General features: G+C 43.5%; 20 protein-coding genes and 1 pseudogene. 16 read left to right on the top strand and 5 right to left on the bottom strand.

The genetic code is table 11. The features are described from left to right. Positions 1-466 (top strand): RTX toxin (locus tag AC5V8P_RS12595; RefSeq protein WP_495473658.1); only part of this gene is annotated, 466 nt, incomplete at its 5' end. Positions 467-782: 316 nt separating this feature from the next. Here AC5V8P_RS12595 and AC5V8P_RS12590 read toward each other — a convergent pair. Next, entirely contained in the window at positions 783-1,661 is an 879-nt protein-coding gene (locus AC5V8P_RS12590; RefSeq protein ID WP_196771813.1) for a metallophosphoesterase, read from the bottom strand. A 182-nt stretch (positions 1,662-1,843) separates the two neighbouring features. Further along, positions 1,844-2,587: a hypothetical protein gene (locus AC5V8P_RS12585; protein WP_064795874.1), complete on the bottom strand. Its 744-nt coding sequence runs from the start codon at positions 2,585-2,587 to the stop codon at positions 1,844-1,846. 305 nt (positions 2,588-2,892) lie between these two features. Here AC5V8P_RS12585 and AC5V8P_RS12580 point away from each other — a divergent pair, with 305 nt between their 5' ends. After that, a complete protein-coding gene (locus AC5V8P_RS12580) occupies positions 2,893-3,141 on the top strand; it encodes a dehydroquinate synthase/iron-containing alcohol dehydrogenase family protein (RefSeq protein WP_155762517.1) in 249 nt (82 codons plus the stop codon). A gap of 316 nt (positions 3,142-3,457) precedes the next feature. Here the strand turns inward: AC5V8P_RS12580 and AC5V8P_RS12575 are convergent, their stop codons facing one another. Next, a complete protein-coding gene (locus AC5V8P_RS12575) occupies positions 3,458-4,252 on the bottom strand; it encodes a tyrosine-protein phosphatase (protein ID WP_064795875.1) in 795 nt (264 codons plus the stop codon). 304 nt (positions 4,253-4,556) lie between these two features. On the opposite strand from AC5V8P_RS12575, the gene AC5V8P_RS12570 reads away from it, so the two are divergent. The 11 genes from AC5V8P_RS12570 (at position 4,557) to AC5V8P_RS12520 (ending at position 13,463) form a co-directional block, all read left to right on the top strand. After that, complete coding sequence (locus tag AC5V8P_RS12570) at positions 4,557-5,117, top strand: MFS transporter (RefSeq protein ID WP_064795876.1); 561 nt, start codon at positions 4,557-4,559, stop codon at positions 5,115-5,117. A gap of 21 nt (positions 5,118-5,138) precedes the next feature. Next, positions 5,139-5,417, top strand: coding sequence for a DUF1648 domain-containing protein (locus tag AC5V8P_RS12565; RefSeq protein WP_063210896.1), 279 nt, complete (start codon positions 5,139-5,141; stop codon positions 5,415-5,417). Between the two features lie 154 nt (positions 5,418-5,571). Further along, the gene (locus AC5V8P_RS12560) at positions 5,572-6,477 is read left to right on the top strand and encodes a TetR/AcrR family transcriptional regulator (protein ID WP_064795877.1); all 906 of its coding nucleotides are present in this window, start codon (positions 5,572-5,574) and stop codon (positions 6,475-6,477) included. Between the two features lie 391 nt (positions 6,478-6,868). After that, entirely contained in the window at positions 6,869-7,348 is a 480-nt protein-coding gene (locus tag AC5V8P_RS12555) for a GNAT family N-acetyltransferase (protein WP_064795878.1), read from the top strand. A 272-nt stretch (positions 7,349-7,620) separates the two neighbouring features. Next, positions 7,621-8,451 (top strand): hypothetical protein, encoded by an 831-nt coding sequence (locus tag AC5V8P_RS12550; protein ID WP_064795879.1) that lies wholly within the window; start codon positions 7,621-7,623, stop codon positions 8,449-8,451. 159 nt (positions 8,452-8,610) lie between these two features. Further along, positions 8,611-8,952, top strand: a complete 342-nt coding sequence (locus tag AC5V8P_RS12545) for an iron-sulfur cluster biosynthesis family protein (RefSeq protein WP_064795880.1) — start codon at positions 8,611-8,613, stop codon at positions 8,950-8,952. A gap of 213 nt (positions 8,953-9,165) precedes the next feature. Beyond that, positions 9,166-9,723, top strand: coding sequence for an SLOG family protein (locus AC5V8P_RS12540; protein ID WP_064795886.1), 558 nt, complete (start codon positions 9,166-9,168; stop codon positions 9,721-9,723). A 156-nt stretch (positions 9,724-9,879) separates the two neighbouring features. Beyond that, complete coding sequence (locus AC5V8P_RS12535; protein ID WP_495473657.1) at positions 9,880-11,745, top strand: rhamnogalacturonan lyase; 1,866 nt, start codon at positions 9,880-9,882, stop codon at positions 11,743-11,745. A gap of 168 nt (positions 11,746-11,913) precedes the next feature. Next, positions 11,914-12,147: a hypothetical protein gene (locus AC5V8P_RS12530; RefSeq protein ID WP_063210886.1), complete on the top strand. Its 234-nt coding sequence runs from the start codon at positions 11,914-11,916 to the stop codon at positions 12,145-12,147. A 111-nt stretch (positions 12,148-12,258) separates the two neighbouring features. After that, entirely contained in the window at positions 12,259-13,125 is an 867-nt protein-coding gene (locus AC5V8P_RS12525) for a DL-endopeptidase inhibitor IseA family protein (protein ID WP_064795881.1), read from the top strand. A 92-nt stretch (positions 13,126-13,217) separates the two neighbouring features. Next, entirely contained in the window at positions 13,218-13,463 is a 246-nt protein-coding gene (locus AC5V8P_RS12520) for an HPr family phosphocarrier protein (RefSeq protein ID WP_016819915.1), read from the top strand. A gap of 89 nt (positions 13,464-13,552) precedes the next feature. Here AC5V8P_RS12520 and AC5V8P_RS12515 read toward each other — a convergent pair whose 3' ends face one another. Further along, positions 13,553-14,341, bottom strand: a complete 789-nt coding sequence (locus AC5V8P_RS12515; RefSeq protein ID WP_063210882.1) for a formate/nitrite transporter family protein — start codon at positions 14,339-14,341, stop codon at positions 13,553-13,555. Between the two features lie 88 nt (positions 14,342-14,429). Continuing rightward, a complete protein-coding gene (locus AC5V8P_RS12510; RefSeq protein WP_063210880.1) occupies positions 14,430-15,212 on the bottom strand; it encodes a Cof-type HAD-IIB family hydrolase in 783 nt (260 codons plus the stop codon). 198 nt (positions 15,213-15,410) lie between these two features. Here AC5V8P_RS12510 and AC5V8P_RS12505 point away from each other — a divergent pair, with 198 nt between their 5' ends. From AC5V8P_RS12505 to AC5V8P_RS12495, 3 genes and pseudogenes are all read left to right on the top strand, one after another. Continuing rightward, positions 15,411-16,043, top strand: coding sequence for a WXG100 family type VII secretion target (locus tag AC5V8P_RS12505; protein WP_231116759.1), 633 nt, complete (start codon positions 15,411-15,413; stop codon positions 16,041-16,043). 27 nt (positions 16,044-16,070) lie between these two features. Then, positions 16,071-16,361 (top strand): hypothetical protein, encoded by a 291-nt coding sequence (locus AC5V8P_RS12500; protein ID WP_231116760.1) that lies wholly within the window; start codon positions 16,071-16,073, stop codon positions 16,359-16,361. A gap of 477 nt (positions 16,362-16,838) precedes the next feature. After that, positions 16,839-17,045: pseudogene (locus AC5V8P_RS12495) on the top strand (YcxB family protein); the annotation flags it as partial. Positions 17,046-17,098 lie beyond the last annotated feature (53 nt).

Genomic DNA, 17,098 nt, shown 5'->3' with positions numbered 1-17,098 from the left:
AGACGGAGACGGTCGCATCGTGCTGCAATTGTTTTATAACCGAGAATGTGGCTTCTCTCATAAAATAGAAGAATATGAGCTGGAGGTTCACCAATTCATGAAAAACACGAATCGCATGAACGTGTCCAGCATAGCACTATATCCGGTTAATCCATTAATACCGTATCTGATCATAAACAGCAACTTTTACGATTTCATGGGTGTGACAAATGTTGCCTATTTTAATCAAGAGGGTCATTTCTATAACCCAAGCGAGTTTAATACGGTTGCATATGTATTAAAATATTCTGGAATTGAGGTAGATGTGCTTGGAGAGCCTCATTCGCAGGGTCAATTGTTTCCTCAAGGAGGGACATTTGTGCGTAAACAAGGTATAACATGCGGATCGCCTGTTTTCAATCAACAGGATGAGTGGCTTGTTTACCCGAAGGGTACTTACCAATATGTGGGCAGGCATACACTTTAATTGATGAAGAAAGACGAGTCTGGAGCTGATTCAAAAGTGCGGGGGATATGGAATAGACGCTGACGGGTGATGAGAAAGCAGATATGAGGTATGTAAGAAAGATGCCAATTCGATATGAATCCTCGCCGTCGGCCTTTGGCGGGGTAACCATGATGCGCAAGCATCACGGTTACATGAGAATGAAATGTCTGCTTAATTCATGCCAGGCATTTTTTTGTGGTGTGATTGATCGGATAATAAGTGAATTAGGATGTCCGAATAGCTTATAGCCATCCAGATAGGGGTACTCCTTTCTTGTAAAAAAAGCTTGCGTTCATTACACGATGGGAACGCTGATGATTCCGTCCTTGGTCAAAATAAATACCTTTCGCGGCCTTATTTTTGTGTTTACTGTTACGGATCGCTGCCCATCAAATCTAATAGACTTATTCTTATTGATAAAGGTAAAAGAGGAAATTACCGGATTTAGTGTTGGGCGGGTATCAGTACCCGCACCGCCATTTCCGTTTAAAACAGCGGTTTTTCCTGCAATTGTTCCTTTTAAGAGAATGTCATGAATATGGCTTACCAAGATAAGCTTTACACTTTTTGATTTGCTTAGATTGGCTATAAATGCTTTATCATTCGGCGTTGTGACTGGAAATGCTTCACTGCTAGGGAAACTTTTGAACGACCCTGCTTTTGGCGGAACATGCATCACCACGACCACGTCTTTTTTTGTGTTTATCCCCTTGTTGAAGGTAGCTAAGGCGCTATTGGTAATTCCATACCTGGTCGGTTTCGCGACTGGTCCAACATCATTTAGCATAACCATCCGTAATTTCGGGGTGTTAATGATATAGTTCAGTCCATTTTCCTGTACAGTCTTGTTGCCTTTTCTTGGACCGATGATATTTTGGTAATTAACCAATGATCCATTGACACCATTTCTTTCATGATTCCCGGGCACCATAAAGAAGGCGATGTTCGTTTTTCTTACGAATTTTTCCACTGCATTTTTAAAGAACATAAGCTGTTCTGCAGATCCTGAAAATACGCCATCTCCGCCATATAAGATAAACAGGGGTTTTGGCTTTTGCTTGCTCGCTTTGTCCAAGCACGATAAAAAAATCTGGTATCTTCTTATCGCATCCTGCTTGGCTTTCGTGAATGACTGCACGATGGCGTTTCCCCAATCAAACCACGTGTCACCCAAAAAAACAAATTGAAAGTTCGGGTTCTTCTGATTCGCAAGCCTCTTATTTAAAACCTTTAGCGAAATGTCAGTTAGTGTCTCGATGTGTCTGTCTACCAATGTAATCCCTCACAATTGTCATTGATTTTAGTCAACTGCTCTGCGGTTGTTTTTAAAGCCACAACAAATTGCACAAATGGTGGTCAATGATAGGTCAATATTCGTTTTATCGAGGTATGATTCAACCTTGTAATTATTACAGTCGTCCCCTCCTTGGGGTTGAAGCCGGTGATTGGGTGGAGAGTGATATTTGTTTCCTTCCCGGCTGATGCAGATCCACGATCTGAGGCAACGGATTGAAAGTGAGGACTCATTTTTCTGACAATCCAGTGAGCGTACCACACCCTGTCTGGTTTATTTTGCAGTTTCGTATTCCATTGGCAATGAGGAATTCCGGACTTTTGCCAAAAGAGAAACTTGCCATTCTTGATATCCCATAAATGGTTGATTTTCTGAAAACGGATGCCCATACAATCCCCCGGATAAATGATGTTTGGTTTGCGTACCGTGCCAGGTGCCGGTTGAGAACACGGGTTGCCCGGCTTAGGCACAGGACGATCAAGATTTCTGAAAGGTGTTATTTGTACTGCTTCCAATCGGGATATAGGAATAAATAAATTTTCAAGAAAGATCGAGTTTTTGTCTTTACTGTTACGAATGTTCCAGTGCCGTAGCAAAATCCCATCCAGTGATTTCAAATTCGTCGTATCTAACGTTCTGGAAATGTGGATCAGTGTATTACCCAGTTTCTTTACTGCTCCCACCAACCTGCCATTATGGACACAGTGACACCCGCCTGAGTACGTTTGACATTGCGATGCTATACAGCCGTCCGCGGTCGGTCGATACAATACCCCGATACAAGATCCTTGGCGTATGATTGCCAAATTTTCTCCCCCTTCACACATAAGGTATTTTCTATGATATGGATGTAGGAAAGGGATTGTATAGGCAGTCGTACCGTCAAAACGCAGGAAATTTAGCGTCTATTGCCTGTTCTTTGTTATAGATTATGTTGGCATTAGATGCCAAAGATAAGAGAGAGTGTCTAATTGTCTACATGGGGGCCTCAAGATCAGAAGATGATTCTTAGGGGGGGTTGCTGCGATACATAGGCAAATCTACGATGAACCTGTGCCAATTACGGATTTGACCTATCAGTCATTCAGACAAATTGTTCTGCATTCAGGATATGTTCGCCGGGGTGGGGGGAAATCGCTATGACACCCATTTAATTGAGCATTCTCTTTCAGCTTTGTATGATGTTCCCCATGGTGCTGGTCTCGCAGTCGTTTATCCGGCATGGATGAATTGGCATCTACCCATGAATCCAACAAGATATGAACAATTTGCACGAAATGTATTCGACTTGCAACAGCGGAAGCAGGCATCGAGGCGTCAACCAACTGGTTTGTTAGTATCGGTGCTCCGGTCAAACTAGAGCAAGTTCATATCGAAAAGGACAAAATTGAAGAGATTGCCTCCTATATTTACCGAACTATTGAAATGGCTCGGATGCAATTCCTTTATCCGAAAGAAACGATAGTTGAATTGTTGAACCATATGTATAAAATCATGTAATAAACATAAGACGACATTAATAAGACAGCGGTAGTCTCGGACTTTATTTATAGTTCAAGGCTGCCGCTCGTTTTTTTGTTGGAGTCAGTCTAAATTTTATTTTCTTCGGAAATCTAATGCCCCGCCTTATTCAGCAGAATGATCCCAAATATCTTCAATTAAGTTAGTCCATCTCGTTACTCTAAAACGACTTCTTTGAAGCGTTCCAGGTGCTGCTGCGAAACGCCGCATTCGTTTTTTAAGTATCCCTCAATGTTTGTATGCCGGCTCATAATTCCCTCTAGCACGTCCTCCAGATAATCGCGCTTCACCTCCAGCATGGGTCTGATCCGCTCTGCAGGCACTCGGTAAAAGCTCATCAGTCGGATCAGTTTCTCGGCTTTTTTCATACGTGGCCCGATGCATATATTGGAATGCAAGTAGTCCTCAAGCACGCTTTCGTAGGGAATTCCCAGAAACAGCTGAATAATCGCCACGATGAATCCAGTTCGATCCTTGCCCCCAGTGCAATGAATCAGGACAGGAAACTTCTCTTTTTCGGACAACAGAGTGAAAAGTTTCTGTAACGTAGACTTAGAGCCAGTCCCCATATGATGATACATGTCTTTCATCGTTTGCTCAAAATCGATATCTTTGCCATGTCTAATTAGATACCTTATAAATTCGAGACGGGTAAACTCCTGGCTTTTATCCTGCATGGTCAAATTCTGTACTTCGACTCCCTGGTTCAGCATGCGGCTCTTGTTCGATTTCTGCTCCGTTTCCGTTCTCAAGTCGCAAATCAGCTTGAAGCCGATTTGATCCATTCGTGCCATGTCGGTTCTTGATAACTTTGACAATTCGTCGGAGCGAAACAGGAATCCCTTTCTTACTCTCTTCCCATCCGTGGTGGCATAGCCTCCGAAATCCCTGAAGTTGGTCAAGCCATCAAAATAGAGTGCAGCGGTGTGCTCATGATTGTTTTTTTGCATATTCTTTTCCTTCCGTTCATTTAAAAATCCCTGTTTTTTCATGACTATATCAATGCTTTATGTTTCGAACCCCGACATTTATCTTATTTTGACTATCTGGTTTTGTAAAGGACTAATAGTTCATAATTCGAATAAATCTGTTTATATCGAGGATTGACACACCTGGCTCTCAAGGATATGATGAGTTGAAAACCTTAAAGTTTCTCATAAAACTAATTGGTCAAAAAGAGCCTTGACGAGCTAGTTTGAAGCAGGCTCAGTCCTCAACCTTCGTTCATTTCTAGAGAAAGCAGGTTATTTGTATATGTCTCATCATGCAGTTATTGACGAATCTTCTAAGGAAGACTCATTTGTATTCCGTCCATATTTTTCACCAACGCTTGCGATCGTCATAGGGACGTTTATGGTGATTTTAAACAGCACAGCTCTTAACTTGGCCCTCGCGACCTGGGTGCGGGAATTTGGAGTTTCGCTCAAGACCACCCAGTGGTCGGTAAACGCCTATACACTAGCACTTTCTGCGGTCATTCCGTTGGCAGGATGGCTCTCGGACAAATGCGGTGCTAAGAAGGTGTTTCTTTGTTCTATTGGATTTTTCATGCTAGGTTCCACATTATCTGCATTCGCGCAAAATTCCGGACAACTGATTTTTTTTCGGATCATTCAAGGTTTAGGGGGAGATATGGTTTCCCCGATTGGAATGACCATGCTATACCGCCTTGCGTCACCTGATAAGCGTGGGGCGATCATCAGTTTACTTGGGATTCCAATGCTTCTCGCTCCCGCGCTAAGTATGGTACTATCCGGCTGGTTGGTGGAATTCGTAGACTGGCACTGGACTTTCTGGCTCACTATTCCCAAATAAGATAAAAAAGGAGGCAATGCTTTGATTAAGATTCTCTTTCATCCTAAAACTCCCGTTTTTGTCACGGTGCTTGCGTGGCTTGCTGCCATGATAGTGGTCTGGTCTGCTCCTCTGGAGATCCCTGTTCATTTCATGAATGGACAAGCCGACAGGTTCGTCAGTCGATGGGGCGGTCTTTTTGGTTTTCCAGCCTTGATGACCGTGTTGCTCATAATCCGAAATTGGCTTGTCACTGTTGTGAGGCTTATTTATGTGCTGGCCTTACTCCATATTTGTATGCTATGTATCGCTTTAATGTAAGGGAGAACGCTTTTACTGAGAACTATGGAGTGGATCGGACGCCTCATTTTGGCACGACGCCTTCTTTTTTGCTCGCTGGATATTGGCTATACTTGATCAAGGAACTTTGATAAAAATCACATCTGTCCGTAACGAGTGATAAGGAGACATAAGCATGAGTTTAATAAAGGAAAAAATCGTCCAATCTGCTGTCCGCCTTTTTATGGAGAAAGGCTATAGAGCGACCTCAATTCAGGATATCGCCGACGATTGCAGTATCGCCAAAGGTTCCTTGTACAAATTTTTTGAGTCCAAGGAAGAGTTGTTCGTCAGTATATTGAAGCAACGCCAGCAGTATATGATGGATGAGGTGGAGCGAATTCGGAAAATGGCATTACCGCGCCGGGAAACGTATCTGGCCGAAATTATGGGTTTGTTCCAATTCTTTGGCCGTCACGGCTACTATATTTCCCGAGATTACAATGAATTTCCCTCGGCGAGCAACGACAACATCTCTACCCTCATTCATCAGATTCAGATTCAGATGTTCAGCTATTACCAAAACCTGCTGATGCGCCAATACGGCTCTGCCATATTGGATTGGAAATGGGACGTAACTGCCATGTTTAGCGGCATGATCCGGGAGTATACTTTTCATCTGCTATTCGCCTACAAACCAATCACCGTCGAAAAACTAGCAGGATTTATCGCGGAACGTATGGATGATTTGGTGCAAGGTTTGAGTAAATGTACACCACAGCCTCTGCTAACCTATGAGTTCATGAAAGAGTATGAAGAAGTGGATTTAGAGTCACTTGTCCCGACAAGCTCAGCGAGGATTTCCGTTTTGTTTCAAGCGATCTTGTCGATTATTCCTGATTTGTATATCCCGAATGCCAGAAAGAAGGAACTGCAGCAAGTGACCGTGTTGCTTGAGGAAGAGTTGGAAAATGAGGTGCCTAGAGCGTTTTTGATCCAGGCATTGTTGCGGGATTTGGCCGCTGAAGCAGAACTATCGTTCTATGCCCATCAGTTGCAACAGCGGCTAGGCGAGCTTCTTATTAAAAATGATTCGATATGAGCAAAAGGCGGTTTTCTCTCAAGTATGATTACGTATTATTAGGTCAACCCCAAATTTGATTGGCCTATTTTAATAGGTGTTTTAAGATGATGATAGTCGGGGGAGAACTAGGTGCTGTCCCACTCGCCTCTACTTCACGGGAAATGGTTGATTCCGAACCAACAAGATAGGCGTTCATTTCTGGTGTTCCATCAAAAAACGTAAGACAACAGGTGGGAGTTAGGTTTTTTTAATTTAAGGTCGAAGCCGTAGCACTTGATGCGGGTTATTGACGCCGAGCGAAATATGTTCATTTGTCCGGCGAATCACGAACTGAAATACCGAACCACAGACCGAAAGGACTACCGGCAGTATGCTCTCGATTTTGAGATTTAATTGAAGGAGATCGTATATGATTATTCGAGAAATGAAAAAAGAAGACAATGTAAAAGTAAAAGAAATTATACAAGATTCATTAGAAGCACTTGGATTAGCGATCCCTGGAACAGCTTATTTTGACCCTCAACTTAATGACCTACACCAATATTATAATAATTTAAAACATGCGAACTATTGGGTAGTGGAAATGGAAGGAGAAGTTGTTGGTGGAATTGGCATAGCACCATTTAACGAACATGATAAAGTTTGCGAATTACAAAAGCTATACTTAAGTCCAAAAGCTCAAGGTTTAGGGGTTTCCAAGAAACTTATGGAAACAGCTTTGTCTTTTGCCTCTAAACATTATGAAAAGTGCTATTTAGAAACAATGCATGAATTAAAAACTGCATGTTTATTATATGAAAAGTTTGGATTTACACTTTTACATGAACCTCTACCAGGTTCTGAACACTCTACTATGGATGCTTGGTATATAAAAGCTTTTCAAAGTTAGGTGCCAGTCTAATACTTTATTTTCCCTGTACAAGTGGACCCTCTTGACAAAATGTATCCTTCTTGCTGCAGAACTTGTTCAAATAAATTTTAAAGGAGAGAAGACGTTCTGATTTTATCAGTACGTCTTCTCTTCGATTCGAATGATTAATCAGTCAATGGAAACAATTGTCCATACATTATCTTTATCCTTTTCAAAATAGAAGGTATACCGTTTTCTCTTTCTATAATGAATCCTAAGAACAATAAACCTTTTACAAAGGAGCAATTAAAATGAAAAGTCTAACATTAAAATACGCTATTGCTTTCCTGTCAGGTATAGTGCTGGTGGGAAGTGTAAGTGGCTTTTCTATCGTCAACGCTAATCGTACATTGCATCCTAATACCTATGTTCAAAGTTCGGTTCATGCTGTAAATCCATCTGTGTATCAGTCTATAACGAAGTTTAAAAAGAGCGAAACCCCCAATCAATTAACTTGGACGGAAAAAAACATTACGTTAGTGGCAAAAAAAATTGAGCGAGAAAATGTACCAAGTTCTGAGAAACGTGTCATTACATCCATAACCATTAAAAAAGGAGATAAAAATTACACCCTTAAAACAAATGGGTATAATGATAAACTGCGTGATATATCTAGCGTAGCAGTATCTCCTTCTAATACATGGTTGGCTATACAAGCAGAGCGCAGCGCGGGAAATACGTTGTTACTGATCAATCTTGCAACCGGAAAATCTATCATTGTAAATGATCTTTTAAAGGCTAAAGGCAAAAGAAATATAGAATCCATCACTGCTTATAACTGGTCACCGAAAGAAGATCAAATTGCTTTTTCGTATGGTGATACATCAAGCAGCTCTATAGCCATTTATAATACAAACAAGGATGCTTTTATATATCTTCCTAGGGAAACGAATTACATTAGCACAAGTCTGATTTTATGGCATAAAAGTGGAAAAAATATAGACTATATAAGTGAGTATCCATCTGACCAAAAGAAGTTATACAGATACTCAATGGACAGTAAAAAAGTGAAAACTGTTAAAAAAATGAGCCAGATTGAATTTCAACAATGGTTTAAACTTGATAAATACACAACAAATTAAGAAATAAATGTTCTTATTTGTGAATGCATAATTAATGTTCTCCTTTTACTTAAAGATTTTAAATGATTATAATGAAAATATAATTTATATTTAGATTTTTGGAGTTGTTAGTTCCCAATATATCCGAATGTTTCGATTACAAAGGAGAGGATTTATCTCATGAGTATACATTTAGAGTTGGATTCCTTGTCGGTTGAAAGGCTAGCATCGGTCCTTTCAGGACGGCCGGGTATGTTCAAGTTGTTTTATGATACAGAAGATTGTGGATGCAACGGCGTACTTGTCATCTTGGTGATTGATGCGCCGAATGCAACCGATATAGCAGTTCAGTCCAATTCGTATTCTTTTTGGATTGATCGTCAACAGGAACAGCAGTTCGACAGCAGAATGCGTCTTGAGGCAGATCCTAGTTACCCGTCATTCAAACTAAGTAGTGATGCCGGCATGTTTAGCAGCAATATTAGAATCCAAGATCGGCGTGTAAACTCGGTCGAGGAGTGAGTCACCGATGTTAGTAGGAATTCATTAAGCACCATAAAGTAGTTGTGAATGAACACCCAGTATCCCAAATAACGAACCTTGTTTAGCCTATAGGGCAGAGGTTCGTTTTTTTGTACTATATTTGATTTGTTCATCCAAAAAATGAAGTGTTTAGCGACCTGCTCTGAAATGGTACAATAAGCTTTATGATAATTTCAGAAGGACGATGAGATGATGAAAAACTTGCTCGTTTCAGGCTACCGTGCCCATGAGCTGAATATTTTCAGTCAAAAGCATGAAGGCATTCCATACATTAAAAAGGCGATTGCAGGCAGGCTGATTCCCCTGATCGAAGATGGGCTGGAATGGGTGATTACCCCTGGCCAATACGGGGTGGACTTGTGGGCTTGCGAGGTCGTCGTTGCATTAAAACAGCAATATCCTCACCTAAAATGCTCTATTATGATGGCTTATCAAAATATGGAGGAAAAGTGGAAGGAGGATAAAAAGGAATACTTTCAGCAGATTTGCGCCGGAGTTGATTACGTGGGAGTGGTCAGCCGCCAGCCCTATCAGGGAATCTGGCAACTCAAGGCACGAGATGAACTCCTTTTCCGCAAAACAGATGGTTTATTGCTTGTGTACGATGAGGATGCTGGAGAGGGAAGCCCACGTTTTATGAAGGAACTGGCATTGAAAAAACAACAGGCAGGAGGTTACCAGTATATCAGTATTAGCTCGGAGGATATCCAAAGCATAGCTGACGAAGAACGATTATTCATGGACCTCTGATTTTTAAAGCATTAGCACGGATTTTTGAACAAAAAGGACGGCTTCGTCCCTTTACATTCATGTAAGCGCTATCATAAGATTTAAACAACAATAACTTATCAGTCAGATAAAATAAATTTATTAAAAATACAAACTATGAAAGGAGCTAATGATCAGATGAACAAAAGATTTCGGCATACTGTGTTGCTCTGTCTTGGTGTCATGCTGTGTGGGGTGGTCACTCCGATGGATAGCCCAGTTACAGCTGCCTCTGCGAGACAAATGGAGAAGCTGAACAGGGGAACTGTCGCAGTGAAGGTACCAGAAGGTGTACTGGTGAGCTGGCGCTTGCTGGGTACGGAAGCGGATTCGGTTGGCTTCAATTTGTACAGAGGGACAAGCAAGGTCAACGATACGCCGATTACATCGAGAACCAACTTTCTGGACAAGGCAGGTACGACATCATCTACGTATACCGTTCGTGCGGTGGTTAATGGAGCAGAGCAGGCCGCTTCTCCAGCGGTAAAGTTATGGAACAACAACTATCTGGACGTTCCCATCCAGCAGCCTGCAGGAGGAACAACCCCGGATCATGTGAACTACACGTACAATGCCAATGATGCCAGCGTAGGGGATCTCGATGGGGATGGCGAGTATGAGATTGTGCTGAAATGGGACCCTTCCAATGCTAAGGATAATTCGCAATCCGGTTATACGGGAAATGTATTTTTGGATGGATATGAGCTGGATGGAACACGCAAATGGCGAATCGACCTGGGACGGAACATTCGGGCTGGAGCTCACTATACGCAGTTTCTCGTCTATGATTTTGATGGAGATGGTAAAGCAGAGGTCGTATGTAAGACAGCAGATGGCACGGTAGATGGTATAGGTGTAAAAATTGGCGATGCTTCGGCTGATCATCGCAACACGAGCGGGTACATTTTGAAAGGTCCCGAGTTTCTGACCGTATTCTCAGGTGATACAGGCAAGGCACTCAGTACGATTGACTATGTGCCTCCGCGCGGGACGGTATCCAGTTGGGGAGACAACTATGGTAACCGTGTGGATCGTTTTCTGGCCGGGGTTTCTTATCTGGATGGTGTGAGTCCCAGTATAGTGATGGCGCGTGGTTACTATACCCGCACTGTTTTGGTCGCATATGATTGGCGGAACGGCAATCTAAGCCGCCGCTGGACTTTTGACAGCAACAACTCCACCAATGCCGGGACGGCTGGACAGGGGAACCACAGTTTGAGCGTGGCAGATGTAGATGGGGATGCTAAGGATGAAATCGTATATGGCTCACTGGTGGTAGACGATAATGGAGCGAAACTGACTAACACGGGGATGGGACATGGAGATGCGCTTCATGTCGGGGATTTGGACCCGGACCGCTCAGGATATGAAGTGTTCAAGGTGAACGAGGACAAAAATGCCACCTACGGAGCCGCTATGTACGATCCGCGTAACGGCAACATTTTATGGGGTGTAAAAACAGGCAAGGATACCGGACGTGGCATGTCGGCAGACATTGATCCGCGAACGAAGGGGAATGAGCAATGGGCACCAGGCATTGGGTTACGTTCAGCCAAGGGGGAGCTCATTACCAACACGATGCCGTCTTCCATTAATTTTGGGATCTGGTGGGATGGGGATCTCCTCCGTGAACTGCTGGATCATACCTCATCAAGCGCCGGTAAAATAGACAAGTGGAACTATACGAACTCGACGACCTCCAACTTGCTTACGGCTACAGGGACGAGTTCCAATAACGGAACGAAAGGAACGCCGTCATTGCAGGCGGATCTATTCGGTGACTGGCGGGAGGAAGTCATTTGGCGCAAAAGTGATAATTCGGCGCTGCGCATCTACACAACACCCTATGAGTCTGAATACCGATTCCACACACTTATGCATGATCCGGTGTATCGTCTGAGTGTGGCCTGGCAAAACGTAGCCTATAATCAGCCGCCGCATACTGGATTTTACTTGGGAGAAGGGATGTCCAAGCCGCAGCAGCCGAACATATACACTCCTTGATGTGCAGCTCAGTAGTAAGGTGAATGCAAGTTACGAACATCATTAGAAAGAGCTCCAGACTAATGGGGCTTTTTTTGTTATGGGTACATCGAGAACGTATGATTTTCGTATAAACGGGAACATTAGTTCTTATTGAGTGATATATGCATGAAAAAGGAGGCGGAATCTGTGAGTTCTTTAACGATTGAAGGCATGATTGAGCTCGTGACTAATGTCGGATTCCCTGCAGCATTAAGTCTGATCCTGTTAAAATACATCCTCGTCACCCTTAATCGTAGATTGGAGCAGCTGGACCGTTCTGTGAAGCAACTGTCACGATCCTTGAAAGAGAGCGAGGTTAAGCAAGGAAAGCAGTCAGAACCTACGCTCCCGGCAAATACGGACAAACTTCGTGCAGAATGAACAAAAAAAGGCAAAAAGAAACAATTTAGCAACCTAATCGGGAAACGAAATTCTTATAATAGAAACGTGTGCAGTTTATGCAGACATATGATTATGGAGGTGTATAAGAGTATGAAAATAAATACGAAACTATCCGCACTATGTGTTGCGGCCACACTTTTGAGCGCGGCACAGGTCGCCGCTGCTGCACCCGCGGTGACCAGTCCAGCGAACACGGCGCAACCAAACGTTGCTAGTCCATCAGCAACTGTACCGGCTCAGGTGCCTGCACCAGCAGCATCTGCGTCTGTTGCGACGCCTGCCCCTGCGCAAGCGCCGTCAGTTCCAGCAGCAACAGCCCCAGCCGCTGGTTCCGTCCCAGCGGCTACACCAGCGGCTCCGTCTGCACCAGCACCGCGCCCATCCGCGTCGGCAGCACCAGCGAAAGCTCCGTCTGTACCATCGACTGCCAAGCCGATCAAGCCGCAGCAGCCGTCCACTTCGGCGCCAGCTGCAGCTACAGCTACTAGCGTGAATCCAACCCAGCTGGACAAGCTGAACCATGAGAGTGCGGTTCCGCTTGTGCTCGAGGCGCAGTCTCGTTATCAGTATGCCGTCAGCGGTGGCAAATCATTGGGTCAAGCGTTCCAGTTGAACGGTAAAAGTTACCGCTATTTGTCTGAGGACATCGGCACGAAGACCAAATTAATCAACTATCTGACGCAGGTTTATACCAAACAGGCGAGTGAGCAATTTGTCGGCAAATTTTTCGTTGAAGTCAACGGCAGACTAGCTCAGTTGAACGCAGATGGCGGTAATTTGCTGGAGTTCAGTCGGGCTACGGCGAAGATGGTAACCATGACTCCGGTGAAGCGCAGCTACCTGCTGACCGTGCCGTATCCGGCAGAAACCAAGAAGGCAAACGAGAAAATCACTGTGAATTTTGAAAAGGTCGGCAGCTACTGGAAGGTCAGCTCCCCGCCGCATGTCATTTTCTAAAATAAGTTTGTGCAACGTTCTTTATAAATAGGGTATAGTGATGTTAAGGCTTGTTTCGTAAGCCCCAATTCAACGCAGGGGAGAGCTGTGCAATGATGACACCCATCAAGGTAAAAAACGTTAAGGATATTGAGAAGATCAATCAAATCGTATCCAATTATACGTATGACATCTGGATTCATGGCAAAAGCGGCATGGCAGATGCCAAATCCATTTTAGGCATGTATGTGCTCAAGCTGGATGAGCCGCTAACTCTGGTTGTACCTGACAACGTCAATCCCAAAAAGCTGTTCAAGGAGTTGGAGGAATTTATTCATTTTCCTGCTCAAGCAGAATAAACAGCAAAAAAACACCTGCAGACACTGCATACGCTATTATCAGAATTAATGCAAAGAAGCCATGGAACTTAGGTTCCACGGCTTCTTTTTTAGTGTTCCTCTTCGTCCAAAAACGGGAGGTTGACGGAATAGTACATAACCCCCATAAGCAGCACGCCACCTACCAGATTCCCAAGCGTTACCGGAACGAGATTATGGATGACGCCAGCGACAGAGACCGTACCCGGATGATCCAGCACGAGCGCAATCGCGAAAGTACACATGTTAGCTACACTATGCTCATATCCAGAAATGAAAAAGCAGAATACAAACAGCATCATGGCGAACATTTTTGCGCCATTTTCCTTCATAAACATCGGAACGAAAAAGGCGAGGCAGACCAGCCAATTACACAAAATAGCGCGGAAAAACAGCTGCATTGCAGGCGCTTCCATTTTATGCTCAACCACGCTCAGCAGAAAGCTGTTCACGCTGGAGGAGTCAAACAGCCCGGTCAAGTAAATAAGGAGTGCAAACACACCCGCCCCCAGCAAATTGCCTCCATAGCTGGCAGCCCACAGCCGGAGTACCTGCCCCCAGCGCAGCTTCTTACGGAGCGCAGCATAGGTGTAATAGAAGGTGTTGCCAGTGAACAGATCCCCGCCGCCATACGCGATCAGAATGATGGCTGCCCCGAACGTGAGCGCTGCCATGGGATAAGTGAGTGGAGAATGCTCCATGTAAAAAAAATTGCCCGTCTTGAAGGCGACAATAACACCAAATCCGATAAACATACTCGCCAGCATGGAACGCGCCAAATACCGGAGCAGGCTTTGCTTGTAAATTTTGTACTTCTTCAGGGCTAGCTGTTCGACATTGCGTAAGCCTTCCGTTTCCATACCAACGACAACCTCCTATTTTCTCATATCTTAGTCATTAAACCGACATGATTTTTCCTGAAACATGCCCAGTCTGTTAGCAATTTTGTTAGCTTAACAAGCCAAGTTTTTGCAGTCCGTACAAAATACCGTCTTCATCAGCGCGCTTTGTGACCATTTTAGCTGCGGCTTTGGCTTCATCACAGCCGTTCCCCATCGCGACACTGTTATGTATAGTGGTTAGCATCTCCACATCGTTTAATCCATCACCAAAAGCGTATTGATTCTCAGCGGCAATGCCCAGTCTGGATGTAATCTCGCGGATGCCCTTGGCCTTGGAGCCAGCGTGAGGAACAACGTCCACTGAACTCGGATGCCAGCGTACAAAGTCAAATGCCTTGAATACCGCTTCATAGAAAGGCTCTTCTTCTTCCGTACACATCAAGAGCGTCTGATAAATATCTCTTCCCTGGAAGTAAAGCGGATCGTATCCGACTGAAATCTTGGCTTTAAGCGTTTGGATCGATTTTTCTACAAGCTCATCGTTAGGAATATTGGCCTTCATGTCCATATGGTCCATATATACGAGAGCATGATTATGTGTGAGTGCCAGATCGGTCATCGCTTGCAGGGCTTCTCGATTCAGCGGATTGGTAGCGACGACTTCCCCGTGAAGCACGACATATTGCCCGTTAAAGCTAACGTAGGAATCAATTTCTAGCTGCTCACGGATATCTTTGAACATAAAAGGCGCACGTCCTGTTGCGATCGCTACCTCATGGCCTTGCTCTTTCAAAGCAAAGACAGCTTTTTTGGCGGTTAACGGCATTTTCTTATCATCGTCCAGTAATGTACCGTCGATATCGAAAAAAATAATTTTTTTGTCTGACATGTCCTTACACCTGACTTTCAATAATGTATTGTCGAAATAAACTTATACAGATTCATTATATCAAAGGAACTGTTTCTGAATACACAAATACGTATAAATCCTCATGAATGTCTGACCTCTATAGCTTACAATATGAAATAAGGATTACTGTAAACTGTAATACCTATCTCCTATTTTCATAGATGGGATGTGATCACCATGACAAAAATCCAAGTCACACCGGAGCAGCTGGATAACGTGGCCTCCCAATTTGCCAATGCCCACGGCATACTGTATAACCAGCTAAACGGTCTGGATAACACAATGAACCGCCTTCACAACCAGTGGGATGGTATGGAGAGAAACCGTTTTTATAATGACTATCGTACAGCTAAATATACGCTTTCTTCTATATTAAATAAGGTTCAATCCATTGAAATTGAGCTGAAAAGCATTGCTTTGAAATTTAGAAACGCGGATGGTGGGAGCACACGTGGCTTCTGGTCAGCCCTGGCAGCAGCGATGAACGCCAGTGCAGCGCTGTCGGGCAGCGAAGAGACTGGAAATCATGCTGAAGATATCGTGAATTCACCAAAGCATATAGACGAGTGGGAGCAGGCAGACGCGGAGAAATATCATCAATATGAGGAACTATTGAAAAACGCGGAGACCATCGGCGACAAGCAGGTCATGCAGAAAATCCACGACCAGATGAATGTCCTGCGGCTGCAATACGAGGACTCGGTGATTCGTACAGATTACAATACCGGAGAAATTTCCAAGGTTACATCAGACTCCCTGGTGACCGTCACTGAACTGACAGGTAAAGATGGAAGAAAAACAGATATCTGATAGATAAAAAAGGAAATGTTATAAGTTATGAGTAAAATACAGACAAATACGATGACTGGGTCCAAAAGCATACTCAATCAGCCGGAGAGCACGCTCTGGGTAAAACGGCCTAGACCGTTACGGGGTATGGAATGGGTCTTATTTTGTCGCGCGGGACTGGCGTCAGTGGAGCAGGGGCGGATGCAGTCTTCGGGTGGGGGAGAAACTCGTACCATGATCTACCGAACGAATAAAGAAACCGGACATGTAGAGAATATGATCATCGTTACCAAAGGCGAAAATAAAATGAAATATCGCTATTGGGAGGATTATAACTAGGTCTTGAGCTAGGAACGAGGAGTACCTACTAAATCTACAGTCTTTTTTTCGAGACTGCTGAGAAGCAGTTGGTAACTGTAAACTCGCTAGCTGGAGAAGCCTGTGGATTTTTTTATTTGCCAATTTTTTCTGAGAACCGATATATTAAATAGATAAAATACATATTCAAGTTATTTTAGATGAATATTCAAAAAAAAGATTAAATTACTAGTTTTAGAGGGGGGAATAGTAAATGAAAGAATAGGAGTGTCGTGTTGAAACTTCTGATGGTCTAATAGGTTGGATTAGTAGTCGTGTTGTTTTGAAAGGGTAGGAAGAGGATGTTACTATATGCAACAATCAGAAACATTACTGTACAAGTATAGGCTCACATTGAAAGATATCATGTGATGGCATCCATTCAGTTTCTGTTGGTCATTATAGCTACATACAAAGGAAGGCCTCCATTTTACGTACTCTGCGGGTTATAGCTGGGATGAAGTAAAGGGAGTCATTTATACGCTGACTGCTTTTTATATATGGTTGCCTGATCATAAGTTTATATTGGTTCCCAAACGGGTTTTTTCTAGTAGACTGGAGCACCGACAATTCAAAGAACTGTTGAAAAGCCGGGTCGGATCAGAGAGAGGGGATTATAAATTTATAGATAAAATGAGCAAACTAGAGCGTGTCTTCAAACTATAAAACTATGATTCGAGTATCAATAATGGTAAACTTTTCGTATGAAAAGACGATAC

The sequence above is a fragment of the Paenibacillus sp. N119s genome (assembly GCF_059447605.1).
The sequence above is the reverse complement of the archived record's forward strand: the minus strand, read 5'-3'. Positions and strand labels throughout refer to the sequence as shown.

What these genes read in the sequence shown, in the direction of transcription:
- AC5V8P_RS12525 (WP_064795881.1), top strand. Translation starts at nt 12,259, where the DNA reads ATGAAAATAAATACGAAACTATCCGCACTATGTGTTGCGGCCACACTT.
- AC5V8P_RS12545 (WP_064795880.1), top strand. Translation starts at nt 8,611, where the DNA reads ATGAGTATACATTTAGAGTTGGATTCCTTGTCGGTTGAAAGGCTAGCA.
- AC5V8P_RS12555 (WP_064795878.1), top strand. Translation starts at nt 6,869, where the DNA reads ATGATTATTCGAGAAATGAAAAAAGAAGACAATGTAAAAGTAAAAGAA.
- AC5V8P_RS12550 (WP_064795879.1), top strand. Translation starts at nt 7,621, where the DNA reads ATGAAAAGTCTAACATTAAAATACGCTATTGCTTTCCTGTCAGGTATA.
- AC5V8P_RS12510 (WP_063210880.1), bottom strand. Translation starts at nt 15,212, where the DNA reads ATGTCAGACAAAAAAATTATTTTTTTCGATATCGACGGTACATTACTG.
- AC5V8P_RS12570 (WP_064795876.1), top strand. Translation starts at nt 4,557, where the DNA reads ATGTCTCATCATGCAGTTATTGACGAATCTTCTAAGGAAGACTCATTT.
- AC5V8P_RS12540 (WP_064795886.1), top strand. Translation starts at nt 9,166, where the DNA reads ATGAAAAACTTGCTCGTTTCAGGCTACCGTGCCCATGAGCTGAATATT.
- AC5V8P_RS12515 (WP_063210882.1), bottom strand. Translation starts at nt 14,341, where the DNA reads ATGGAAACGGAAGGCTTACGCAATGTCGAACAGCTAGCCCTGAAGAAG.
- AC5V8P_RS12520 (WP_016819915.1), top strand. Translation starts at nt 13,218, where the DNA reads ATGATGACACCCATCAAGGTAAAAAACGTTAAGGATATTGAGAAGATC.
- AC5V8P_RS12560 (WP_064795877.1), top strand. Translation starts at nt 5,572, where the DNA reads ATGAGTTTAATAAAGGAAAAAATCGTCCAATCTGCTGTCCGCCTTTTT.
- AC5V8P_RS12500 (WP_231116760.1), top strand. Translation starts at nt 16,071, where the DNA reads ATGAGTAAAATACAGACAAATACGATGACTGGGTCCAAAAGCATACTC.
- AC5V8P_RS12580 (WP_155762517.1), top strand. Translation starts at nt 2,893, where the DNA reads ATGTTCGCCGGGGTGGGGGGAAATCGCTATGACACCCATTTAATTGAG.
- AC5V8P_RS12575 (WP_064795875.1), bottom strand. Translation starts at nt 4,252, where the DNA reads ATGCAAAAAAACAATCATGAGCACACCGCTGCACTCTATTTTGATGGC.
- AC5V8P_RS12535 (WP_495473657.1), top strand. Translation starts at nt 9,880, where the DNA reads ATGAACAAAAGATTTCGGCATACTGTGTTGCTCTGTCTTGGTGTCATG.
- AC5V8P_RS12505 (WP_231116759.1), top strand. Translation starts at nt 15,411, where the DNA reads ATGACAAAAATCCAAGTCACACCGGAGCAGCTGGATAACGTGGCCTCC.